Here is a 19448-nt window from a genome sequence, read left to right as displayed (position 1 = left end):
GTACGGTTAAGCTGTCATTGCATACATAACAATATTGACGGCAAAGCGTGTATTATCAACTTTTAACCAACGCTTATTTCTAAAGTCATAATCCCATTCGCATCCTAAATCTTTATTGCTATAAAGCACACCAATTCGGCCATCTACTTCAATCGCTTTTAGATAATCATGCACTAGATCGTCTCCCCAGCCATTCAGCTCAATAGATGTTCGAGGCGGCCCATCAAACTTAAAAAAAGAAGAGTAAATAGCATGGTCATTTGGTATTTTGTTTAATGAGTTCTCGCCAAAAATTTCCCTCATTTGTTGTTCAAAGCTACGTGCAAACATGCCATCAATATCATGATTACAATCGTCAACAAAAACGAAGCCGCCATTTTCTACATAACGTTTAAAATTTTGTTTTTCTTCATGATTAAATTGTACTAACCGATGGCCCGCTAAATAACAAAATGGTGCGGTTAACATAATGGGATCAGATAACGGGACAATTCGTTCTTTTATATCAACTCGTAAACTTGTGTATTCAATCAGCGAATTTAAAACATTGGCAGGCATTCGCTCATCAACCTCCCAATCTCCCGATTCATAACTTAAACGGGTGAAGTAAAAATCAAAATAAGGCGCTGATAATACTGAAGGTACCTTTCCTAAGGCTGTAATACCTGTAAGTGCAGAAAGTGATTTTAGAAAATAGCGTCTATTCATAATAAAAAAATTAGCGTAATTAGAAGATGATAGTAAAGAATATAAACTCTTCTTACTAGAATTGAATTAACTTCAAACAATAAACCAAGGTTTGAAGTTAATTCAGCATATTTACGATAATGAAATAGATTTATACCGCATCAGATAAACTACTAAAGGTAAAATCACGAATTTTCATAGGTGGTACCATAGAGCCATTTATTCTCACTGACTTACCTAATGCTTCGATATTATTTAACATTACGATAGGACTTTCATTAAATCTGAAATTTTTAATTGGATACTTAATTTTGCCGTTTTCAATATAAAAAGTACCATCGCGCGTTAAACCAGTATAAAGCAAGGTTTGTGGGTCTAAAGCGCGGATATACCATAAACGAGTAACCAATACCCCTCGACGTGTATTTTTGATCATCTCTTCAAGACTTTCATCACCACCGGCCATAATAAACTGTGCTGCACCACCAAAAATACCTGAACCCGCATAAGCTGTAGGTTTATATTCAACACCCGTTTTTTTAGCCCAATAAGCAGAATTTGGCATATTGATAATTTTGCCATCTTTTACCCAGTCAGTTTTACTCACACTATAACCGTCACCAGAGAAAGGTGGTGTTGGTACTTCAGGGTGCATTGGGTCTGAATAAATATGAACTCGCTCATCGAAAAGCTTCTCACCTAATTTATTCGTTGCACCAACCAAGTTACCTTCACTATCTTTAGTTTGTTTTTTACTTAAAAAACTACGGCCTTCATCTGCTGGTCTCTGTCCCATACTGCCAAACATGTTACTTAGTAGTTGCACACTCGCGGCAGGCTCTAAAATTACCGTATATTTACCTGGCTCCATTTCTTTAGCATCAACCGAACCTAATGCTTTTTTAATAGCCGCATCTGAAGTTTTTTTAGTATCAAGTAAACTCACATCACTGTAATCGCTCGTTGCCCAACCCGATCCTTTACCATCTTCAGTTCTAATGGTTACCGTGAAATCGACATTAGTTGATTTGTCATAAGCGAACAAACCTTTGTTATTCATGATTGCAGTAAAGCTAGTACCTTCTTGTAAAAAACCTGAAGAGACTAATTTATTCGCTTTTGAGGGTTTAATACTGTTTTCAGCTGCTTGTGCTCTATCTTCAGGAGTAACATTAGCTGTTGAATCAAAAAAACCTGTTGGTTTACTATATTTTTGCGGACCAAAAACAGGCATTCTTTCTGGGTTTTCTGGTGCTAATTTAGCTAACTCTTCCGAGCGTTGTACTACTTTTTGAATTGAAGCATCATCAAACTCATTAATAGTCGCAACACCGGTACGAAGTCCAAAAGTAGACTGAACTGAAAGTGTTAAATCACTTTGCTCGCCCGCGGTAGAGACAGTGTTACGTGCATAACGAATATTGCCACCAACTTGGCCATCTAAATTACACTCACATTCATCTGCCTTTGAAAACTTTAAAACTTTAGTAAGCAATGTTTTTGCATGTTGCTCTGATAAAATAGTCATTACATATTCCTTCTTTAAATTATTTTGCTTTGTGTATCGAATTAACGACTACACATTACGTGCGGTATTAATCACATTTATATTGTTAAAACGTGTCGTTGGACAACCGTGAGATACTGCACTCACTTGCGAAGGTTGACCTTTACCATCAAAGAAAGAACCGCCTATTCTGTAATCCGATTTTCCTGCCATTTGCGTACAACTGTTCCAAAACTCCTGCGTATTCGATTGATAAGCAACATCTTCAATTTGTTCAGTAATTTTACCATTTTTAATTTCATAAAATAATTGACCGCCAAACTGGAAGTTATAACGTTGTTGATCAATTGAGAACGAACCACGACCTGCGATATAAATACCATTTTCAACATCTTTAATAACATCTTCTGCTGAAATATCTTCTTTGTTTGGTTTTAATGATACATTAGGCATACGTTGAAATTGCACGTCACGCCAGCTTTGTGCATAACAACAACCGTGTGATTCTTTTTGATCAATCATATGTACTTGATCGCGAGTAGCTTGGTAATTGACTAACGTACCATCTTTAACTAGATCCCATTCTTTGGTTTTAACGCCTTCATCATCAAAGCCGACATTCCCTAATGAATAAGGTTGTGTTTTATCTGCTACTAAATTAACTATTTTAGAGCCATAATTAAACTTGCCACTTTTCCATTTGTCTAAAGTAGCAAAACTTGTTCCAGCAAAGTTAGCTTCATAACCTAATACTCGGTCTAACTCTAATGGATGGCCTACTGATTCATGGATAGTTAACATTAAATGCGCAGGGTCTAACACTAAATCATATTTTCCTGGTTCAACTGATTTAGCTTTCAGCTTAACTTTGAGCTGTTTACCTGCTTCAGCAGCATCTTCGAGTATATCGTAAGAATTTTTATAACCAACATTAGCACCAGAAATACGAATTTTATCTTCTTCTTTGCCGTCTAAGTACTCAAACCCCATACCAACAGGATTACCTAAACCTGTACGTTGCTTAAAGCCTGATTCGCCAATAGCAGTAGCAAAAAATGGTGCCCATAAACGATGTACATCTTGATCAATATAAGAGCCATCAGTAGAAGCAAAATATTTTTGTTCATTAACCAGAAATAGCACTGACGTAATATAATTAGCACCATTCGTCATGGCTGCATCATTTACTGACAGCAATAAATCAACTTTATCTTTAATAGGTACTTCAAATGCATTCTTTGTGATTGGTGTATTCCAAGTAACATCACCAACCCCTTTAACTGGTGCTAATTGTACTGGCACGGTTTGAAATTTTGAATTAGCAACAGCAACCGCAACCGCTTGTTCAGCGGCTTTAGCTACGCTATCTGGTGTCATATTAGAGGTAGAAGCAAATCCCCATGTACCATTTGCAATAACACGAACACCAATACCAGCAGACTCAGTATTAACTATGTTATCAACACGCTTTTCTTGTGTGGTAATAAATTGATTTAAATACCGTCCAATACGTACATCGGCATAAGTTGCGCCTTTCGCTTTAGCAGCATTGAGCGCTATATCGGCAAGTTTTTTCTTAAACACGACATCCATTGGTTTGTCTAATAATTGTTCTGCTGAAACAGCCATGCCCGACATAGGCAGTACAAGCCCGCCGACACCGACACCAGTGAGTTTAATAAAGTCACGTCTTTGCATTGGTATTCCCTTCTATTAGTTATTTGTTTTATTCATTGTAATTATTTTTAATGTAATTCAAGTTATTAACTTCATTCATAAGGTATATCAAAAAAGGTTCTAAAAATATTTTTTAATATAACTTATACCTTCAGTTTATAACAATAATACAAAAAAGCTCAATAGCTTAAAAAAACTAAATCGGTAACAATCTATTACAAAAGTTAAAAAATAAACATCTTTGAGTAAAAATAGTAAGATCAGGTAATAATTAGGGTTTTTAAAAAAAGTTTCTGTTAGCATATTCAACAAATTTTTTACTGAGTCTGTTTTATGAAAATTATCTCTTTTAACATTAATGGCCTTCGCGCTCGTCTTCATCAATTACAAGCCATTATTGATAAACACCAACCCGATATTATTGGCCTACAAGAAATCAAGGTTCACGATGAGATATTCCCACTTGAAGCGGTTGAAGCCATGGGATATCACGTATATTTTCATGGACAAAAAGCCCATTATGGTGTGGCAATGCTATGTAAAAAACCTGCAATAAAAGTTCAAAAAGGATTTCCTACTGATGATGAAGAAGCGCAACGCCGAATGATCATGGTAGAAACCACTAATGATATAGGCGAAAAGATCACCGTTTTAAATGGTTATTTCCCACAAGGTGAGAATATTAACCATGAAACTAAATTTCCTTATAAACGTAAATTTTATCAAGATCTAATGACTTACTTAAATGAACATCACACCAAAGATGAGAAAATTGTTGTGATGGGTGATATCAATATCTCTCCACTCGATTTAGATATTGGTATTGGTGAGATAAATCGTAAGCGTTGGTTAAAGTCAGGAAAATGTTCATTTCAATTAGAAGAACGTGAATGGTTAGCCAAATTAATGGCTTGGGGCTTTATTGATACTTTCCGTCAACTTCATCCTGAACAGACTGAAAAATATTCTTGGTTTGATTATCGTTCACGGGGTTTTGATGACAATCGTGGTTTACGAATTGACGTTGTACTAGCAACACAAAGCTTAAGTGAACAATGTATTGAATCAGATATTGATTATGAATTACGCGGTATAGAAAAGCCATCTGATCATGCACCAATTTGGTCTACTTTTAACCACTAAATATTTCTATAAAATATTAGCATTAACTATTATACGTTAATGCTAAAGGTAAACTATGTCTCAATTAGAAAAATACCTCTGCCCTCTTTGCCAGCAACCATTATCTCTTATCGGTAAAACTTATTGTTGTGATAATAAACATAGTTTTGATCAGGCTAAACAAGGTTATGTAAATTTGCTTCCTGTGCAATTTAAACACTCAAAAGAGCCAGGTGATAATAAAGCAATGGTTGTTGCCAGAAGAGCTTTTCTTGATAAAGGTTTCTATCAACCATTAGTTGATAAAATGCTTGAGCTTTATCAGCAATATGGCAATACAAGTGCGCCTTTACTTGATGCGGGTTGTGGAGAAGGTTTTTATACTCATCAACATAAAAATGGTACAAATAATGTGTACGGTGTTGATATTGCCAAAGAAACAATAAAAATTGCCGCTAAACGTTATAAGACCTGCCACTTTAGTGTAGGGACATTATCTAAATTAAGTTTTAGTGATAATTACTTTGCTTGGCTTGTATCTGTGTATGCGCCAATTTTAGAAACGGAATTTACACGTATTCTTAGTGAAAACGGCTACCTTTTAACAGTGACCCCGGCTGAAAAACACCTATTTGAATTAAAAGAACTTATTTATGAACAAGCTAACCAGCATGACACGAGTAAGAGTCCTATTGAAAATTTAACGCTCATTGAAGAGCAGAAATTAACATACCCAATGCACTTTAGCAGCAGTGAAGATGTCTTAAACTTATTAGCGATGACACCCTTTGCCTTTAAAGCCTCAAAAGAATTAATGGCACAAATTAAAGCAATGGATCAATTTACTTGCCAGGCAGACTTTATTTTACGTTTATACAAAAAGTAAAAATAATACTTATTCTTTCATTAAAATATAAGTATTAGTGATAAAACGCTTATATGACCTAAAATTATGTATTTCGAGAGGCGTAAGTAATCTGCAACAATTGGGCTAAATCAATATATCTTGGGTTTGACGTGGCTAAATCATTAAGGTGTTTATTACTTCCTTGAGTTAATGCTTTTTCTAATCCGCTCCGATACCAAGATGCTAAAGGCGGAGGTAAAATTTTATCCGCTTTAACGCCTAACATCACTAAAGCTTGCACAGGAATAGATAATAAAAAGATTCCATACACTAAAGCTTGGGGTAATGCGTTAATCGCATTATTGATATTACCATTGCCACTAAAAAAGCCAGACGCAAAATAAAGCTGCATAATAACAGTAAATAACGACAATGCAGGGAAATAGCGACAAACAAACCGTGCACTTTGTACCGCACGATAATCAGAAAAATACCGAGCTAATTCGGCTTTTTCAGGCCAAAGCTTACAATATTTTTGACCTAATTTAATGAGGTCTATTACAGATATATTCATATTTAAACTATAGCACTAATGTACAGTCTGGAAAAGTGACTCGAAAATAAACTTAGCATGACAAACTAAAAAAATTATTTTATAGCTTGCATTTTCAACGTTAATAACATCCACAAATGAAGCGCAATCGAGAAAACTAACGATGTGTTAAAAAACAAACACAGCATTAAACCCATTACAATCAATACCTTAAACTTTACCCACATAATTACACACAAAGATGTCCACAGGTTTTGTGGATGTTATCACTACTGCAATATTTTGTCCTTTGCTAGAGTTCATACTAAAAAATAGTTATAATAACACCTTTAATAAAATATGGATTTACAATGGCTTTAACCTTAAAACGCTTAAATGAATCTTTTACTATTCATCGCTTATCTAAAGAGCGTGACATACCCGATCAAGTTTTTACCGCACCTATTTATTTTATTGCGAAAACGTTTAATGAAGTCTCTATCGTTTTACCTGAAAACATTAAAATTAATAGCGATGCAATTGAAACTAATTGGCAAGCATTAGAAGTTGTTGGCCCATTAGATTTCTCGTTAACAGGAATTTTATCGCGCATTGCCACTTTGCTGGCTAATGAAAGCATTAGCATTTTCGCTATTTCTACATTTGATACCGACTACATATTAGTAAAAAAAGAGGCTATTTCGGCAGCAATCGAAACACTTAAATTAAACGATTACAACGTGATTGAATAATTAATTTTTCAGCTACAATTCAATTTTACAATAGGATAATCAACTAGTAACTATTATGACTAAAAAATTAACACTATACGGAATCAATAACTGCGATACAGTTAAAAAGGCTTTAAAATGGCTTACAACAAATAATATCGAGCATCAATTTTACGATTTTAAAAAGCAGCCACTGACAGAGGCTCTATTAACTAAATTTGTTGAACTTAATGATTGGAGTACTCTACTGAATAAACGTAGTACGACTTATCGCAACTTAAGTGATGATATTAAAAATAATCTCACTGATGAAGTCGCTTTTGAACAAGTTATTGCGCAACCTACTTTGTTGAAGCGACCTTTGTTGTTAATAGAGTCATCTGATGAGTCAAGTCAACTGTTACACTTAGGCTTTAAAGCTGAACTCTACCAAAGTATTTGCCAATAAATATCAAATTACCTGTGCAAATTACCTATGATAGCTATGTAAATTATTTATATTTCAAGGATCCTTATGTCTGACCAAACTAGTGATGTGATCAAGCTAGCAATCGATTTAATTTCGCGCCCATCAGTAACCCCTGAAGATGCGGGTTGTCAGCAATTAATGAAAGATAGACTTGCAAAGCTTGGTTTTATTAACGAAACAATGGTGTTTGAAGATACGACTAACTTATGGTCTAGACGTGATGGTAAAACGTTAAATGAAAGTGACCCTATATTCTGTTTTGCAGGTCATACTGATGTTGTTCCCGCTGGAAATTTAGAACTATGGCATACACCACCCTTTGAGCCAACCATTATTGATGGAGTTCTCTATGGACGAGGTGCTGCAGATATGAAAGGCAGTCTTGCTGCAATGCTTGTGGCAACAGAGCGATTTGTTACTGATTACCCTCACTATCATGGCGCTATCACCTACTTAATAACGAGCGATGAAGAAGGCCCTTTTATTAATGGTACCACTCGTGTTATTGATGCATTAGAAGCACGAAATGAAAAAATAACTTATTGTATTGTTGGTGAACCATCAAGTACCGATTTTGTTGGTGATGTGATAAAGAATGGTCGTCGAGGCTCTATTTCGGCAGATGTAGATATTAAAGGAAAACAAGGACATGTTGCCTACCCTGAACATGTTATCAATCCAATTCATATAGCAATGCCTGCTTTAACAGAGCTCAGTCAATATCATTGGGATAATGGAAATGATTACTTCCCTGCCACAAGTTTTCAAATATCAAACATTAATTCAGGTACCGGTGCGACTAATGTTGTCCCTGGGCATTTAACTGCGTTGTTTAATTTACGTTATAGTACAGAGTTAACAGATCAAATTATTGTTCAACAAGTTGAATCAATTCTCAATAAGCATCAATTAGACTACGATATAAAATGGACATTTAACGGCAAGCCTTTTATTACCGAACTGGGTAATGAAAAAGGTGATTTTCTAACATCAGTAACACAAGCTGTCAGCTCTGTTACCGGTATAGCACCAAAACTTTCAACATCAGGAGGGACTTCTGATGGCCGTTTTATTGCGCCAACAGGTGCAAAAGTAATAGAGTTAGGGCCATGTAATGCAACTATTCATCAAGTCAATGAATCGGTTACATGTGAGGATTTAGAAAAACTTTGTGATATTTATTATACTTGTTTACAGCAAGTATTACTGCAAGATAAAACTGAATGACTGCTATGAGCCCTGGAGTAACTAATAAAAAAATAAGTGGTCAATTTTCAGCGCAAGCACTTGGCTTAACTGATCAACATATCGATTTTTTTGAAAATGCTACGTCACTTAATACAGATAAACCGGCTAATGCAAAAGTATTAGGCATACATAAACTGATGCAAAACGATTACCAAGCATTAGTAGACCATGCAGCTAAAGCAGGTATTGAAATACAACTTGCAAGTGGCTTTCGCTCATTTGAACGACAATTGTTAATTTGGAATAATAAATTTACCGGTAAAACGGCCATTAAAGATATTGATGGTAAAGTAATAAATATTAATAAACTTTCTGAATTTGAGATAATGAATGCTATCTTACTATTTTCTGCTCTTCCAGGTGGAAGTAGGCATCATTGGGGCTGTGATATTGATATTTATGCACCCAATTTATTAGGTGATGATAAATTACAATTAGAGCCATGGGAGTATGCTGCTTCAGGTCCTTTCGCTAAGCTGTCATCTTGGTTAGTAGAGCATGCTGAACAATATGGTTTTTATTTTCCATATGATCGTTTCCGAGGTGGTATAGCAGAAGAACCGTGGCATTTGTCTTACGCTCCACTTGCTAAACAATATCAAGCGATATTGAGTATAGAGTTACTACAAAACTTATTATTAGAAACCGATATCGCAGGCAAAGATACTATAATTGAACATTTACCGGTAATTTTTAAACGTTACATCAATAACGTTAATACAATTTATTGATTGAATAACATTATTTTGTTGGAGACATTGCTAAAATAAACTCAGTAAAGCTTATGATGATCTTATCAATAGCATCTTGCATAACAAATACATAGGATAATACATGGAAAATTGGTTAGCGATTTTAATTATAGGTGTCACGATTGCCTTACTTATTGGTAATTTTAGTACCTTCTATAAAAGCACCAATCATAAAATGCGTAAAAAAGCGTTAAATGATCGAGAAGAAACATTACCAAGAACAAATAAGTCTGAGCATAAAATGCCGACGATTAAGCAAGATCAGTTTAAAAAGTAATATTACGTAAACTAAAAATAATTAAAAATTAAATTTAAAAAAAAAGCGCTGAACCATCAGCGCTTTTTAATATGCAATAGTCTATTTTTAGTAAATATTTTTAAAAGATAACCCTTTTTCCATCACAGGAAATATCAGTTCTAATACTGATAAAGGTAAAGGCTCACCATTAGCATCATAAATAGTCACTGATGTTCTTAGGCTATCGTCTTCAATAGGTGCAAGTACAAATTGATACTTAGCATCATTTAGTTCAATAACAGGTCGATCGTCTCCCCAAATACTAGCCCAAAGACTCATAGTTGGTTTGACAAAATCTACATAATAAATTTTATCATTTTCATTTAAATCGGTAATTGTGAAACCATGATTTTCGAAAAATATAGGCATATTATCCCATAAATTATCTAAACTCATTTCAACAGCATAGGCATTTTCGGCTGCTCTATTTTCACTAATCGTGACCAGTTTTTGGTTCGCACGTACTAAGCGACTTTCTCGCTGTTGTAAGCGATAATTATAATCAACTTGTCCGATCACTTCATTTAACATCGCCATTTCAACACGTTGTTTATCAATAGGATCAATAGTTTTAGTACCACCACGCATATCAGTTTTCATATAATCAATTAAAGAAACTTTTAAAGATAAACTACGGCCATGTGGTTTAAGGTAAAACTCATAACGAAAGCGCATGCTGATAGATTGTTCTATTTCTTTAAACAACCAACCTGTTTCAACTTCTTGATGATACCATTGCGATTCAATGATTTCAGTCGTGCCCCCTACTTCATCATTCTTTTTAGGATCAACATTAACGGTATTATAATTAACACCATCTGAAGTTAACTGTCCAATAAGAGCATCTTTAACAAAGGTAAGTAAGCTTCTATCTTCAAGTACTTTATCAAACCAAATGATAGGATCCGCTGATTCAGGGATCGTTCGTGAAGAATCAGCTAGCGGCAATACCAAAGATGGCGCTCTGATATCCATCTCTTCACCAACAGGGCCTCGAGTATTTACAATACTCGTAATAGCAAATTGCTGTTTTCTTGTTGGTTTATCCAAATTTTCAGGGACAACAAATTCTTTAGACTCTTGTTTTTTTGCATAATCAAAATCTCCCTGCGCCCGCTTACTATCAACACTACTACATGCAGATAATGTTAAGCTGATAACAGAAAAATAAAACAATTGGCGATTCATTAAAACTCCTGAGAAATCCCACTTGGGTATATAATAGTATTCATTTGATGGTTTAAAGCGTAATTGGTTCAATTGTAACATTAAAAAATATTGAGTTTAAAACACATCGATTTATTAGCGCACCATGGTACTTGCCTGTTTTTGCAAACACAAGCCTATTATTATGATTCGTGACGGTTATTTTCCCTATATGGGTACGCTATATTAATTAGATACGTTATAATCTCCCTTTTCACCGACTAGGCAAATAAATGTCTCAATATTTAGTGTTAACCGCTATGGGTTCTGATAGAACAGGCTGTGTTAGCGAATTAACTAAATTAGCAAGTGAATGCGGCTGTAATATTTTAGATAGCAGGATGGCTATATTCGGGCAAGAGTTTACGTTTATAATGCTTTTGCATGGCGATAACCGTGCTATAAATAAGATTGAAACTCGGCTTCCCATGGTCGCTCATGCGCTAGATTTAATCACAATGATGAAACGCACTTCTGGTCACAAAACTTATGACCTTGTTGAACATTATCAAGCGGATTACACCGGTACTGATCAACCCGGTCTACTCAAGGCAATGACTGCGTTTTTTGCCACAAGAAAAATCGATATTTCCTCATTGAAATCTGAAATAGACCCCAAAACTAGCATTATAAGTGCGAGTATTTCCATTGCATTAACGCAAAAAATAAGCATTAATGATATTGAGAATGATTTTTTACGACTTTGCGAGCAATTTGGCGTACAAGGGTGTATAAAAGAAACAACTCACGGGCTTGTATAGTTATTTAAACAAAATTATTTAAGAAAGGATAAATATGAACACCTTAACTATTGGTGATACTGCGCCATTATTTACGTTAAAAGATGAAAATGAAAACAAGGTTGCATTAGCAGACTATATTGGTAAGAAGCAGGTATTGGTTTACTTTTACCCTAAAGCGATGACCCCTGGTTGTACAGTTCAAGCGCAAGCCCTACGTGACAATAAAAGTGAATTAAGTAATCTAAACACTGTTGTTTTTGGTATTTCTCCAGACGAACCTAAACGTTTAGCTAAATTTTGCGAGCGTGACCAACTTAACTTCACCTTACTTTCTGATGTTGATCATAAAGTAGCTGATGAATTTGGTGTTTGGGGGTTAAAGAAATTTATGGGTAAAGAATACGACGGCATTCACCGTTTAAGTTTTCTAATTGGCTTAGATGGTAAAATAGCGCATGTATTTAACAAGTTCAAAACGAAAGATCATCACCAAGTAGTAATTGATTACTTAACTGAAAACCAAGCTTAAGCGTTAATATTGATAAAGTCTACCATATGTTAATTATGGAGACTTTATCAATGAAAAGCGTTTATTTATCTATCACTATCTGTAATATCGCTGGTTTCACAGCACAAACAACAATAGCCGCTTTATGTTACTTGCTAGTTAAGTTAATTTATAGATTCAAAGTCTTCCTGTGTTGAAGACCAAGCATTAATCACTGCTTTAACTAATGTTGCTAAAGGTATCGCGAAAAATATTCCCCAAAATCCCCATAAACCACCAAAGAGTATTACAGCAATAATTATAGTGACAGGGTGAAGGTTAACGGCTTCTGAAAATAATAATGGCACTATTACATTACCGTCTATGGCTTGAATAATCCCATAAGCCAACATTACATATCCTAGCTCTTGACTAAAACCAAACTGAAACAAGGCAACTAGAAAAACAGGAATAGTTACAATCGTTGCTCCAACATAAGGCACTAATACTGACAAACCAACTAATACGCCTAATAAAACAGAATATCGTAAATCAAGAAATACAAATGCGATAGTGGTAGAAGCGCCAACAATAAGAATTTCAATTACTTTACCGCGTATATAATTTAATATTTGCTGATTCATTTCTTTACCAACTGCTGTCGCCATACGACGCTCTTTAGGTAAGAATCGACTGAAAGTAGCAAACAAATCTTGCTTATCTTTCAGAAAAAAGAACACCATCAGAGGCACTAAAATAAGATAAACCATTAAGGCTACAATATCAGAAATAGAATTAAGAGACGCCTTAAGTGCAACTTCCCCCCATTCAAGGGACTTATCTTTAATTGTATTAATAAAAGTTTCAATCTGTGAAGCTTGAATAATATCTGGATATTTTTCAGGTAACGTTAATAAATATTTTTGTCCTTCAGTCACCATGTTTGGTACTTCTTGCAATAAATTACTACTTTGTTGCCAAATAATTGGCATCAAGCCAAGCAGAGAAATTAATGATATCCCGACAAAACTTGCTACAATAACAACGGTTGAACCAGTTCTGGAAAGTTTTAAAGCCACCAATTTATTGACAGGTAGATCTAATAAAAAAGCAATTCCTAACGCAACAAGTACTGGCATTAATAAATGACTAAATAAGGCGAGGAATAAAAATAGACCGAGCAAAATAACCACAAGCGTAACAGCATGAGGGTCTGAAAACTTACGGGTATACCAGTCGCTAAAAAGCTTAAACATATATTTCCTTTACTCCACTGTGTTTTATTATATTTTACATTAATTAAATTTAATTATTTTTAGATAACGTTATTTCTACAATGTTATTGCCAATAATATTTTGCTTAAAACCATACCCTAACTTAGACAATAATTTAGGTATACTTTCTTTAGAGCCTGAATCACGTATTTTTAACACACAAACATCATCTTTAGTCATTTTCTTCAAAATCAAGCGTAACTGAACCAATGGAAGTGGACACTTTTCTTGACTAGCATCATATTGAAAGATCATTATTTAGTTCTTTTTTTTAACAAGGTAATCTGCGACAATCAATTTGATATCTTATCTTAACTGTTCTTATATAAATAGCTAAATGAACAGCTTACTCAAACAACTTAATTTATAATAATTTAATTTTTAACCGAATCTTTCTTCATAATCGGTGTCAAAGAATGATGGGTATTTAGCATTAATATACTGCTTTTATTTATATCATTCTCATAAAACTAATTACAGGATTACATATTGTTTAACATAAAACCTTTATTAATAGGCATTGCTATCACCACGTTAATAGCAAATACGTTTAATTTAGATGCCGAGGCCCATGGGCAAAACAATAAAAACAAATTACCTGAGATAGGTATTTCGGGTTTTAGTGTCCTCTCTTTAGATAAAGAGGGACAAATAGGTACAGCAATGATGCGCCAACTTCGTGCCACTCAGCCTGTCATTCAAGATCCCGTTTTAATAGAATACATCAATCATTTAGGCAATCAACTAGTTAAGAATGCTAATGATGTTAATTATCCGTTTGAATTTTTTTTAATTAACAATGATGAACTCAACGCATTTGCTTTTTTTGGTGGTCATGTTGGTATTCATAGTGGTTTATTAACAACTGCTGATAATGAAAGTGAGCTTGCATCTGTTATAGCTCATGAAATATCTCATGTTACACAACGTCATTTAGCACGCCGTTTAGAATCACAAAGTAATAGCCAATCGTTAACGATGGCAGGAATGGTTTCAGGTATATTACTTGCCCTAGTCAATCCTACCGTTGGCATGGCGGCATTAAGTGCTTCTATGGCTGCTTCTCAACAAGCCAGTATCAATTATACTCGTAGTAATGAAAAAGAAGCCGATAGAGTTGGTATTGCTTTGCTAGCAAACAGTAATTTTGATCCTCAAGGTGCTCCAAGTTTCTTTGCTAAGATGTCTGAGAAATACCGCTACGCCAGTAAACCACCTGCAATGTTACTTACACATCCTTTACCTGAATCACGAATAGCCGACGCAAGACAACGTGCTCATAATTACCCAATACGTCGTTTAGCTCCAAGTCTCAACTTTGAATTAGCTAAGTCTAGAATTCAAGCTCGATATCAAGGTAACCCGAACGACAATATTGCCTATTTTGCACGACAATTACGAACGCAAAGTTATGCTGTAGAGGCTGGTGCAAAATATGGATTAGCGTTATCATATTTCGAAAATAAAAATTATGAACAAGCTAAAAGTATTTTAGAAGCTCTAAGGCAAGAAGATAAAAATAATCTATTTTATATTGATGCGCTAACTGATGTTTATTTATCATTAAAAGAATATGACAAAGCAATATCCATGTTAAGTGAATTAAGTTTATTGATGCCGAACAATCAAGTTATTAGTTTAAATCATGCTAATGCGTTACTTACTGCTGGTAAATATGAACAAGCTGCAAGTGTTCTTCAAGATTTTTTAATCGTTAGTCCAGAGAACTTTATTGCTTATGATATTTTAACAAAAGTTTATAGAAAACAAGAAAATAAAGGCTTAATGCATATAACAAACGCTGAGGTATTAGCTTTATTGGGTGCATATAAAAAAGCCGTAGATGAATTACAAACAAGTTATGATTTTATTGAAGGACAACCGCTTTTACAAAAACGCGTAAAAGCTAGAATATTACAACTTCAAGAACAAGAGAATAAGCTGAAACGTTTATAATACTAACCCTTACTGATTAAGAATATATTATGTTAACAATTTACCACAACCCAAGATGTTCAAAAAGCAGACAAACTCTTGAGCTGATTAAAGAAAATTCACAAAAAGAAATTAAAGTTATTGAATATCTTAAAGAGCCACTAACCGAAGCAGAAATTGAAACAATATTATCCTTACTATCTTGTACTCCTATCGAAATGATGCGAGTAAAGGAAGCTGAGTTTAAGGAGCAAAACCTAAGTAAAGCCGATGATAAAACACTGATAGCGGCAATGGTTGCTACACCAAAATTAATTGAACGCCCTATTGTAAGTGATGGTAATAAAGCCGTGATAGGTAGACCGCCACAAAATGCCCTAGCTTTATGCTAACTTTGCTCTAGATTAAAGGTTATAAGCAATAAATGAAAACTCAAAAAATCTCTACCCCAAACCTCAGAAAATTAGCCTTATTTGGCTATTTTTCTTTACTTATTTTTATGCCTTTATGGTTGCTTGTATTATCACCGAGCGAAAGTTTAAGCGCTTTAACAACATTTCTATTATTTATTTTGCCACTACTCTTCCCTATGAAGGGAATTTTACAAGGTAATCCATTTACCCATGCTTGGGCAAATTTCATTGTATTAATTTACTTTTTACACTCATTAACTACATTATGGGTCTTACCAAGTGATAGAATTTGGGCGCTATTAGAGCTTATATTTGCTTCTACTATGTTTTTAGGATGTAGCTATTATGCAAAATATAAAGGACAAGAACTTGGACTTAGTATTCGTAAACCTAAAACGGATAAAGCTGATTAACTTGGTTGTTTTATCTGCACTTAAAGGATTCAAAGCATGACATTTAAAAATACTTTCTTACACTTAACACTTTCATCAACACTCATGTTGTCAGCTTGCGGTGGTGGAAGCTCTCAATCTGATAATACTAATAATGTTGATACTATAGGAAGTATTTTGCAACTTGAAGACTCACTTTCAATAAACCAAGGTGTAGATTTAATTTTGTATTTCCCTGATGGTGACTTAACCAATATACAGTGGCAACAAACAGCTGGTGACGCTGTAGACTTGCTTGCTCCTAAAAGTAAAGCTATAGGGTTTACACCTGCTAGCGCAGGAGAATATAGTTTTTCGGTAAGTTTTAATAATGATGGTGGTGCAAGTCAAACATTAACAAAAACTATCACGGTAACAGGGGAATCAAGTTTAATCACCACACGATTAGCACATGAAGTACGTAGCGGTAATAAAGTATCCTTAAGAGCTGAAATTAATGAAGACATTGATAGTAATTTATTAAATTGGGAACAAGTTGCTGGTCCTACTGTGACATTAACTGATACTGACACTAACGGAAAATTAGCAATTTTTTTCGATGCACCACAAGTTAATAAAGATACTTATCTGAGCTTTACAGCCTCAATTTCCTCAGATGGAGTAAAATATAGTGATACAGTAACAATACTTGTTGAATCAGCTGATACGATCAGCAATAACGCTTATTTTGAGACACGCGTTGCTAAGGTATTCTCTTACAATGAATCTAGCCCTTATAAAGATGATTTAGTTGATTGTGTATACTCAAATGCCTTAACGAGTTCTTGTACGCTAAATAAATTACCTCTTATTGCGAGTGAGGTTCAAAACGCTGCAGATATTCCATCTGTAGATACCATTATGGATCGAGTTGTTGTATCCCACCAATGGATGGGGGAAAAGTTTAAATCGTTTTTAATTAATAATGATCCTCATGATGATATAAAACGCCTACTTAGAGCAACAACTGCAATTGTTATCAGCTACGATGTTCGTCCCTCATTTTACTGGGCGGCAACAGGTGCTATTTATCTTGATGCCAATAATTTTTGGTTAACTGCGCAAGAGCGAGACACAATAAATGAAGCTCCAGATTATCGTGCTGATTTTGGAAACGATCTTCAATTTGTAATGCCTTGGCGTTATGTAAAAGATAATGATTACGCTTATTCTACTATTCCTAGTTCAGTACGTACTGACCGAACCGAAAGTGATGGTCTGTATCGACTTACATCTTTAATGTACCATGAATTAGCCCATGCAAATGATTTTTTTCCTAGTAGTCGATGGTCAACCTACTCTTCTTCACAACGTATATTAGATGCTGCTGTTAGCAATAATACAGAATCAGACAACTTGTCTGTAGCGTACCCTCTGCAAAGTCAAACGATGCGTGATTTGGCTCAAGTTAGCTTTGCTGGTGAAAGTGCCACCAATACACAAAAATCCTATTTACCAACAGATATAGAAATAATTTTTAGCCCTGATTCTGCCACCGACTTTTATGCTTATTCAAGTTTACGAGAAGATTACGCCATGTTGTTTGAAGAATTGATGATGCAAAAACGTTTTAATATTTTTAGAGATGTTGCAATAACAAATCAACCTATTGGTGATACTATTTCCAGTAGTGATTATAAGGTTACCTGGGGTCAACGCGGTAGAATAGGCGAACAAGATATTAAACCTAGAGTATTATTTAGTGCTAGCCGAGTATTACCTGAATTTGATAGTGAAACCGCTTTACTAAATGTACCTACCCCTATTCAAATGACAAGTGGTAATGATTGGATAGAAAATTTAACCATAGGCCCGATACAATCCAATAACCTTAAAAATGCCAAACGTGTATTTACAACGAAACAAGATCAACAAGCTATCCCCTATTTGTATCATCATAAGCCATTGCCCAAGCATTAATTTAAACATCAAACTTTGACATCAAAAGCAGTAAGAAATATTATTAGAGAGCGTAAATAATAGTAATATTTCTTACAATTCGCTAGAATCGACTAAGTAAAGTATGTGTAGATTTGGTTTAGTTCACATCACTTGTGATTACCATTTTGCTCCTCTTTTAGAGTTTACTCTAATAATAAAACAAAAAATTTACACTCACTTCTTTGTAGAAATAACTAATTTATCTATACTCCTTGATAAATAAAATATTATTTAAAAATAAGCATGTAAGGGCTTCCAATCGATTTAAGGTTAGCTTTACCTTCTTAAAAAAACACTCTAACTGGTAAGGAATATCATGAACACACTCAGTATTAAGCAAAGGATTTTGTTGCTTTCAATTGCTCCTATAACAGTCGCTGTTCTAGTGGTTATGTTTTTGGTCAATATCCAACTTAAAGAACTTGGTGAAGAACAAGTTCAAAATACTAAAAGTAAAATGATGGAGGATAAACGAGCAACCCTTAAAAATTATGTTGATATATCATTGTCTGCCGTGAGTAGTTTAGTTGAACAAGCGAGTGGGATTAATGATGAGCAAATAAAAAATGTAGTTGCCGGCTATTTACGTAATATTGTTTTTGAAGAGTCTAAAGATGGTTATATTTTTATTTATAAATACGATGGTATAAACATTGCCCATAAAGAAAAGCCGGAGCTTGAAGGCAAAAATCTTTATAATTTAAAAGATCCAAACGGTGTGCTTGTTATTAAGGAATTAATAGATAAAGCACAAGATGGTGGTGGCTATGTAGAATATATGTGGCATAAACCATCTAAAGATATGGAAGTAACTAAATTAGGTTATGCTAAATCTATTGATAAATTTCAATGGATGGTAGGTTCAGGTTTCTATATTGATGATATTGAAGATGAGATTGCTAGTATTCGTTTAAAAGTGAATGCTAGTATTAATAAAGCCATGTTGCTCATTGGGACTGTCGGTGCTTCGTTAATTGCACTTGTAATTTTTATCAGTCTTTATATCTCTGCTAAAATCACCCGACCTTTATGTGACACCGCACTTGCATTAGACGATATTAGCCAAGGCGAAGGTGACCTAACCCGCCGCTTAAAAATATATGCGGAAGATGAAGTTGGACAAGTATCAAAAGGATTCAACTTATTT

At 34.5% G+C, this 19448-nt stretch carries 21 protein-coding genes; 14 read left to right on the top strand and 7 right to left on the bottom strand.

Annotated elements, in window-relative coordinates:
- Positions 1-6: 6 nt before the first annotated feature.
- From KO509_RS08135 to KO509_RS08125, 3 genes are all read right to left on the bottom strand, one after another.
- Positions 7-708 carry a DUF4159 domain-containing protein gene (locus KO509_RS08135; RefSeq protein ID WP_215972787.1) on the bottom strand — a complete coding sequence of 234 codons (702 nt, stop codon included), beginning with the start codon at positions 706-708 and terminating at the stop codon, positions 7-9.
- 130 nt (positions 709-838) lie between these two features.
- Entirely contained in the window at positions 839-2215 is a 1377-nt protein-coding gene (locus KO509_RS08130; RefSeq protein WP_215972786.1) for a TldD/PmbA family protein, read from the bottom strand.
- 48 nt (positions 2216-2263) lie between these two features.
- Positions 2264-3892 carry a TldD/PmbA family protein gene (locus KO509_RS08125; protein WP_215972785.1) on the bottom strand — a complete coding sequence of 543 codons (1629 nt, stop codon included), beginning with the start codon at positions 3890-3892 and terminating at the stop codon, positions 2264-2266.
- A gap of 312 nt (positions 3893-4204) precedes the next feature.
- Here KO509_RS08125 and xthA point away from each other — a divergent pair, with 312 nt between their 5' ends.
- Both xthA and rlmA read left to right on the top strand, forming a co-directional pair.
- Positions 4205-5014: an exodeoxyribonuclease III gene (gene xthA, locus KO509_RS08120; RefSeq protein WP_215972784.1), complete on the top strand. Its 810-nt coding sequence runs from the start codon at positions 4205-4207 to the stop codon at positions 5012-5014.
- Between the two features lie 55 nt (positions 5015-5069).
- A complete protein-coding gene (rlmA, locus tag KO509_RS08115; RefSeq protein ID WP_215972783.1) occupies positions 5070-5879 on the top strand; it encodes a 23S rRNA (guanine(745)-N(1))-methyltransferase in 810 nt (269 codons plus the stop codon).
- A 64-nt stretch (positions 5880-5943) separates the two neighbouring features.
- On the opposite strand, the gene yfbV is transcribed toward rlmA, so the two are convergent.
- A complete protein-coding gene (gene yfbV, locus KO509_RS08110; RefSeq protein ID WP_215972782.1) occupies positions 5944-6414 on the bottom strand; it encodes a terminus macrodomain insulation protein YfbV in 471 nt (156 codons plus the stop codon).
- Positions 6415-6743: 329 nt separating this feature from the next.
- Between yfbV and KO509_RS08105 the strand changes: the two genes are divergently transcribed.
- From KO509_RS08105 to KO509_RS08085, 5 genes are all read left to right on the top strand, one after another.
- Entirely contained in the window at positions 6744-7124 is a 381-nt protein-coding gene (locus tag KO509_RS08105; RefSeq protein WP_215972781.1) for an ACT domain-containing protein, read from the top strand.
- Between the two features lie 55 nt (positions 7125-7179).
- Positions 7180-7551 carry a Spx/MgsR family RNA polymerase-binding regulatory protein gene (locus tag KO509_RS08100; protein WP_215972780.1) on the top strand — a complete coding sequence of 124 codons (372 nt, stop codon included), beginning with the start codon at positions 7180-7182 and terminating at the stop codon, positions 7549-7551.
- 66 nt (positions 7552-7617) lie between these two features.
- The gene (gene dapE, locus KO509_RS08095; protein ID WP_215972779.1) at positions 7618-8799 is read left to right on the top strand and encodes a succinyl-diaminopimelate desuccinylase; all 1182 of its coding nucleotides are present in this window, start codon (positions 7618-7620) and stop codon (positions 8797-8799) included.
- Positions 8796-9551, top strand: a complete 756-nt coding sequence (locus KO509_RS08090) for a M15 family metallopeptidase (RefSeq protein ID WP_252727451.1) — start codon at positions 8796-8798, stop codon at positions 9549-9551. The genes dapE and KO509_RS08090 overlap by 4 nt, the downstream gene beginning before the upstream one ends.
- A gap of 103 nt (positions 9552-9654) precedes the next feature.
- Positions 9655-9849: a hypothetical protein gene (locus KO509_RS08085; protein WP_215972778.1), complete on the top strand. Its 195-nt coding sequence runs from the start codon at positions 9655-9657 to the stop codon at positions 9847-9849.
- An 87-nt stretch (positions 9850-9936) separates the two neighbouring features.
- Here the strand turns inward: KO509_RS08085 and bamC are convergent, their stop codons facing one another.
- Positions 9937-11058 carry an outer membrane protein assembly factor BamC gene (bamC, locus tag KO509_RS08080; protein ID WP_215972777.1) on the bottom strand — a complete coding sequence of 374 codons (1122 nt, stop codon included), beginning with the start codon at positions 11056-11058 and terminating at the stop codon, positions 9937-9939.
- Positions 11059-11309: 251 nt separating this feature from the next.
- Between bamC and KO509_RS08075 the strand changes: the two genes are divergently transcribed.
- Both KO509_RS08075 and bcp read left to right on the top strand, forming a co-directional pair.
- The gene (locus KO509_RS08075) at positions 11310-11837 is read left to right on the top strand and encodes an ACT domain-containing protein (RefSeq protein WP_215972776.1); all 528 of its coding nucleotides are present in this window, start codon (positions 11310-11312) and stop codon (positions 11835-11837) included.
- A 34-nt stretch (positions 11838-11871) separates the two neighbouring features.
- Positions 11872-12348, top strand: coding sequence for a thioredoxin-dependent thiol peroxidase (bcp, locus tag KO509_RS08070; protein ID WP_215972775.1), 477 nt, complete (start codon positions 11872-11874; stop codon positions 12346-12348).
- 143 nt (positions 12349-12491) lie between these two features.
- Here the strand turns inward: bcp and KO509_RS08065 are convergent, their stop codons facing one another.
- The gene (locus KO509_RS08065) at positions 12492-13562 is read right to left on the bottom strand and encodes an AI-2E family transporter (protein WP_215972774.1); all 1071 of its coding nucleotides are present in this window, start codon (positions 13560-13562) and stop codon (positions 12492-12494) included.
- 49 nt (positions 13563-13611) lie between these two features.
- A complete protein-coding gene (locus tag KO509_RS08060; RefSeq protein ID WP_215972773.1) occupies positions 13612-13836 on the bottom strand; it encodes a sulfurtransferase TusA family protein in 225 nt (74 codons plus the stop codon).
- A 234-nt stretch (positions 13837-14070) separates the two neighbouring features.
- Between KO509_RS08060 and KO509_RS08055 the strand changes: the two genes are divergently transcribed.
- The 5 genes from KO509_RS08055 to KO509_RS08035 form a co-directional block, all read left to right on the top strand.
- Complete coding sequence (locus tag KO509_RS08055) at positions 14071-15537, top strand: M48 family metalloprotease (protein WP_252727450.1); 1467 nt, start codon at positions 14071-14073, stop codon at positions 15535-15537.
- Between the two features lie 29 nt (positions 15538-15566).
- Positions 15567-15908, top strand: coding sequence for an arsenate reductase (glutaredoxin) (gene arsC, locus KO509_RS08050; RefSeq protein WP_215972772.1), 342 nt, complete (start codon positions 15567-15569; stop codon positions 15906-15908).
- A gap of 32 nt (positions 15909-15940) precedes the next feature.
- Positions 15941-16342, top strand: coding sequence for a DUF2069 domain-containing protein (locus KO509_RS08045; RefSeq protein WP_215972771.1), 402 nt, complete (start codon positions 15941-15943; stop codon positions 16340-16342).
- A gap of 36 nt (positions 16343-16378) precedes the next feature.
- The gene (locus KO509_RS08040) at positions 16379-18280 is read left to right on the top strand and encodes a hypothetical protein (RefSeq protein WP_215972770.1); all 1902 of its coding nucleotides are present in this window, start codon (positions 16379-16381) and stop codon (positions 18278-18280) included.
- Positions 18281-18617: 337 nt separating this feature from the next.
- On the top strand, positions 18618-19448 hold an 831-nt coding region (locus KO509_RS08035; protein WP_215972769.1), incomplete at its 3' end, for a cache domain-containing protein.

It is taken from the genome of Colwellia sp. C2M11, from assembly GCF_018860915.1.
GTDB lineage: Bacteria > Pseudomonadota > Gammaproteobacteria > Enterobacterales > Alteromonadaceae > Colwellia.
The sequence above is the reverse complement of the archived record's forward strand: the minus strand, read 5'-3'. Positions and strand labels throughout refer to the sequence as shown.

What these genes read in the sequence shown, in the direction of transcription:
- KO509_RS08135 (WP_215972787.1), bottom strand. Translation starts at nt 708, where the DNA reads ATGAATAGACGCTATTTTCTAAAATCACTTTCTGCACTTACAGGTATT.
- KO509_RS08130 (WP_215972786.1), bottom strand. Translation starts at nt 2,215, where the DNA reads ATGACTATTTTATCAGAGCAACATGCAAAAACATTGCTTACTAAAGTT.
- KO509_RS08125 (WP_215972785.1), bottom strand. Translation starts at nt 3,892, where the DNA reads ATGCAAAGACGTGACTTTATTAAACTCACTGGTGTCGGTGTCGGCGGG.
- xthA (WP_215972784.1), top strand. Translation starts at nt 4,205, where the DNA reads ATGAAAATTATCTCTTTTAACATTAATGGCCTTCGCGCTCGTCTTCAT.
- rlmA (WP_215972783.1), top strand. Translation starts at nt 5,070, where the DNA reads ATGTCTCAATTAGAAAAATACCTCTGCCCTCTTTGCCAGCAACCATTA.
- yfbV (WP_215972782.1), bottom strand. Translation starts at nt 6,414, where the DNA reads ATGAATATATCTGTAATAGACCTCATTAAATTAGGTCAAAAATATTGT.
- KO509_RS08105 (WP_215972781.1), top strand. Translation starts at nt 6,744, where the DNA reads ATGGCTTTAACCTTAAAACGCTTAAATGAATCTTTTACTATTCATCGC.
- KO509_RS08100 (WP_215972780.1), top strand. Translation starts at nt 7,180, where the DNA reads ATGACTAAAAAATTAACACTATACGGAATCAATAACTGCGATACAGTT.
- dapE (WP_215972779.1), top strand. Translation starts at nt 7,618, where the DNA reads ATGTCTGACCAAACTAGTGATGTGATCAAGCTAGCAATCGATTTAATT.
- KO509_RS08090 (WP_252727451.1), top strand. Translation starts at nt 8,796, where the DNA reads ATGACTGCTATGAGCCCTGGAGTAACTAATAAAAAAATAAGTGGTCAA.
- KO509_RS08085 (WP_215972778.1), top strand. Translation starts at nt 9,655, where the DNA reads ATGGAAAATTGGTTAGCGATTTTAATTATAGGTGTCACGATTGCCTTA.
- bamC (WP_215972777.1), bottom strand. Translation starts at nt 11,058, where the DNA reads ATGAATCGCCAATTGTTTTATTTTTCTGTTATCAGCTTAACATTATCT.
- KO509_RS08075 (WP_215972776.1), top strand. Translation starts at nt 11,310, where the DNA reads ATGTCTCAATATTTAGTGTTAACCGCTATGGGTTCTGATAGAACAGGC.
- bcp (WP_215972775.1), top strand. Translation starts at nt 11,872, where the DNA reads ATGAACACCTTAACTATTGGTGATACTGCGCCATTATTTACGTTAAAA.
- KO509_RS08065 (WP_215972774.1), bottom strand. Translation starts at nt 13,562, where the DNA reads ATGTTTAAGCTTTTTAGCGACTGGTATACCCGTAAGTTTTCAGACCCT.
- KO509_RS08060 (WP_215972773.1), bottom strand. Translation starts at nt 13,836, where the DNA reads ATGATCTTTCAATATGATGCTAGTCAAGAAAAGTGTCCACTTCCATTG.
- arsC (WP_215972772.1), top strand. Translation starts at nt 15,567, where the DNA reads ATGTTAACAATTTACCACAACCCAAGATGTTCAAAAAGCAGACAAACT.
- KO509_RS08045 (WP_215972771.1), top strand. Translation starts at nt 15,941, where the DNA reads ATGAAAACTCAAAAAATCTCTACCCCAAACCTCAGAAAATTAGCCTTA.
- KO509_RS08040 (WP_215972770.1), top strand. Translation starts at nt 16,379, where the DNA reads ATGACATTTAAAAATACTTTCTTACACTTAACACTTTCATCAACACTC.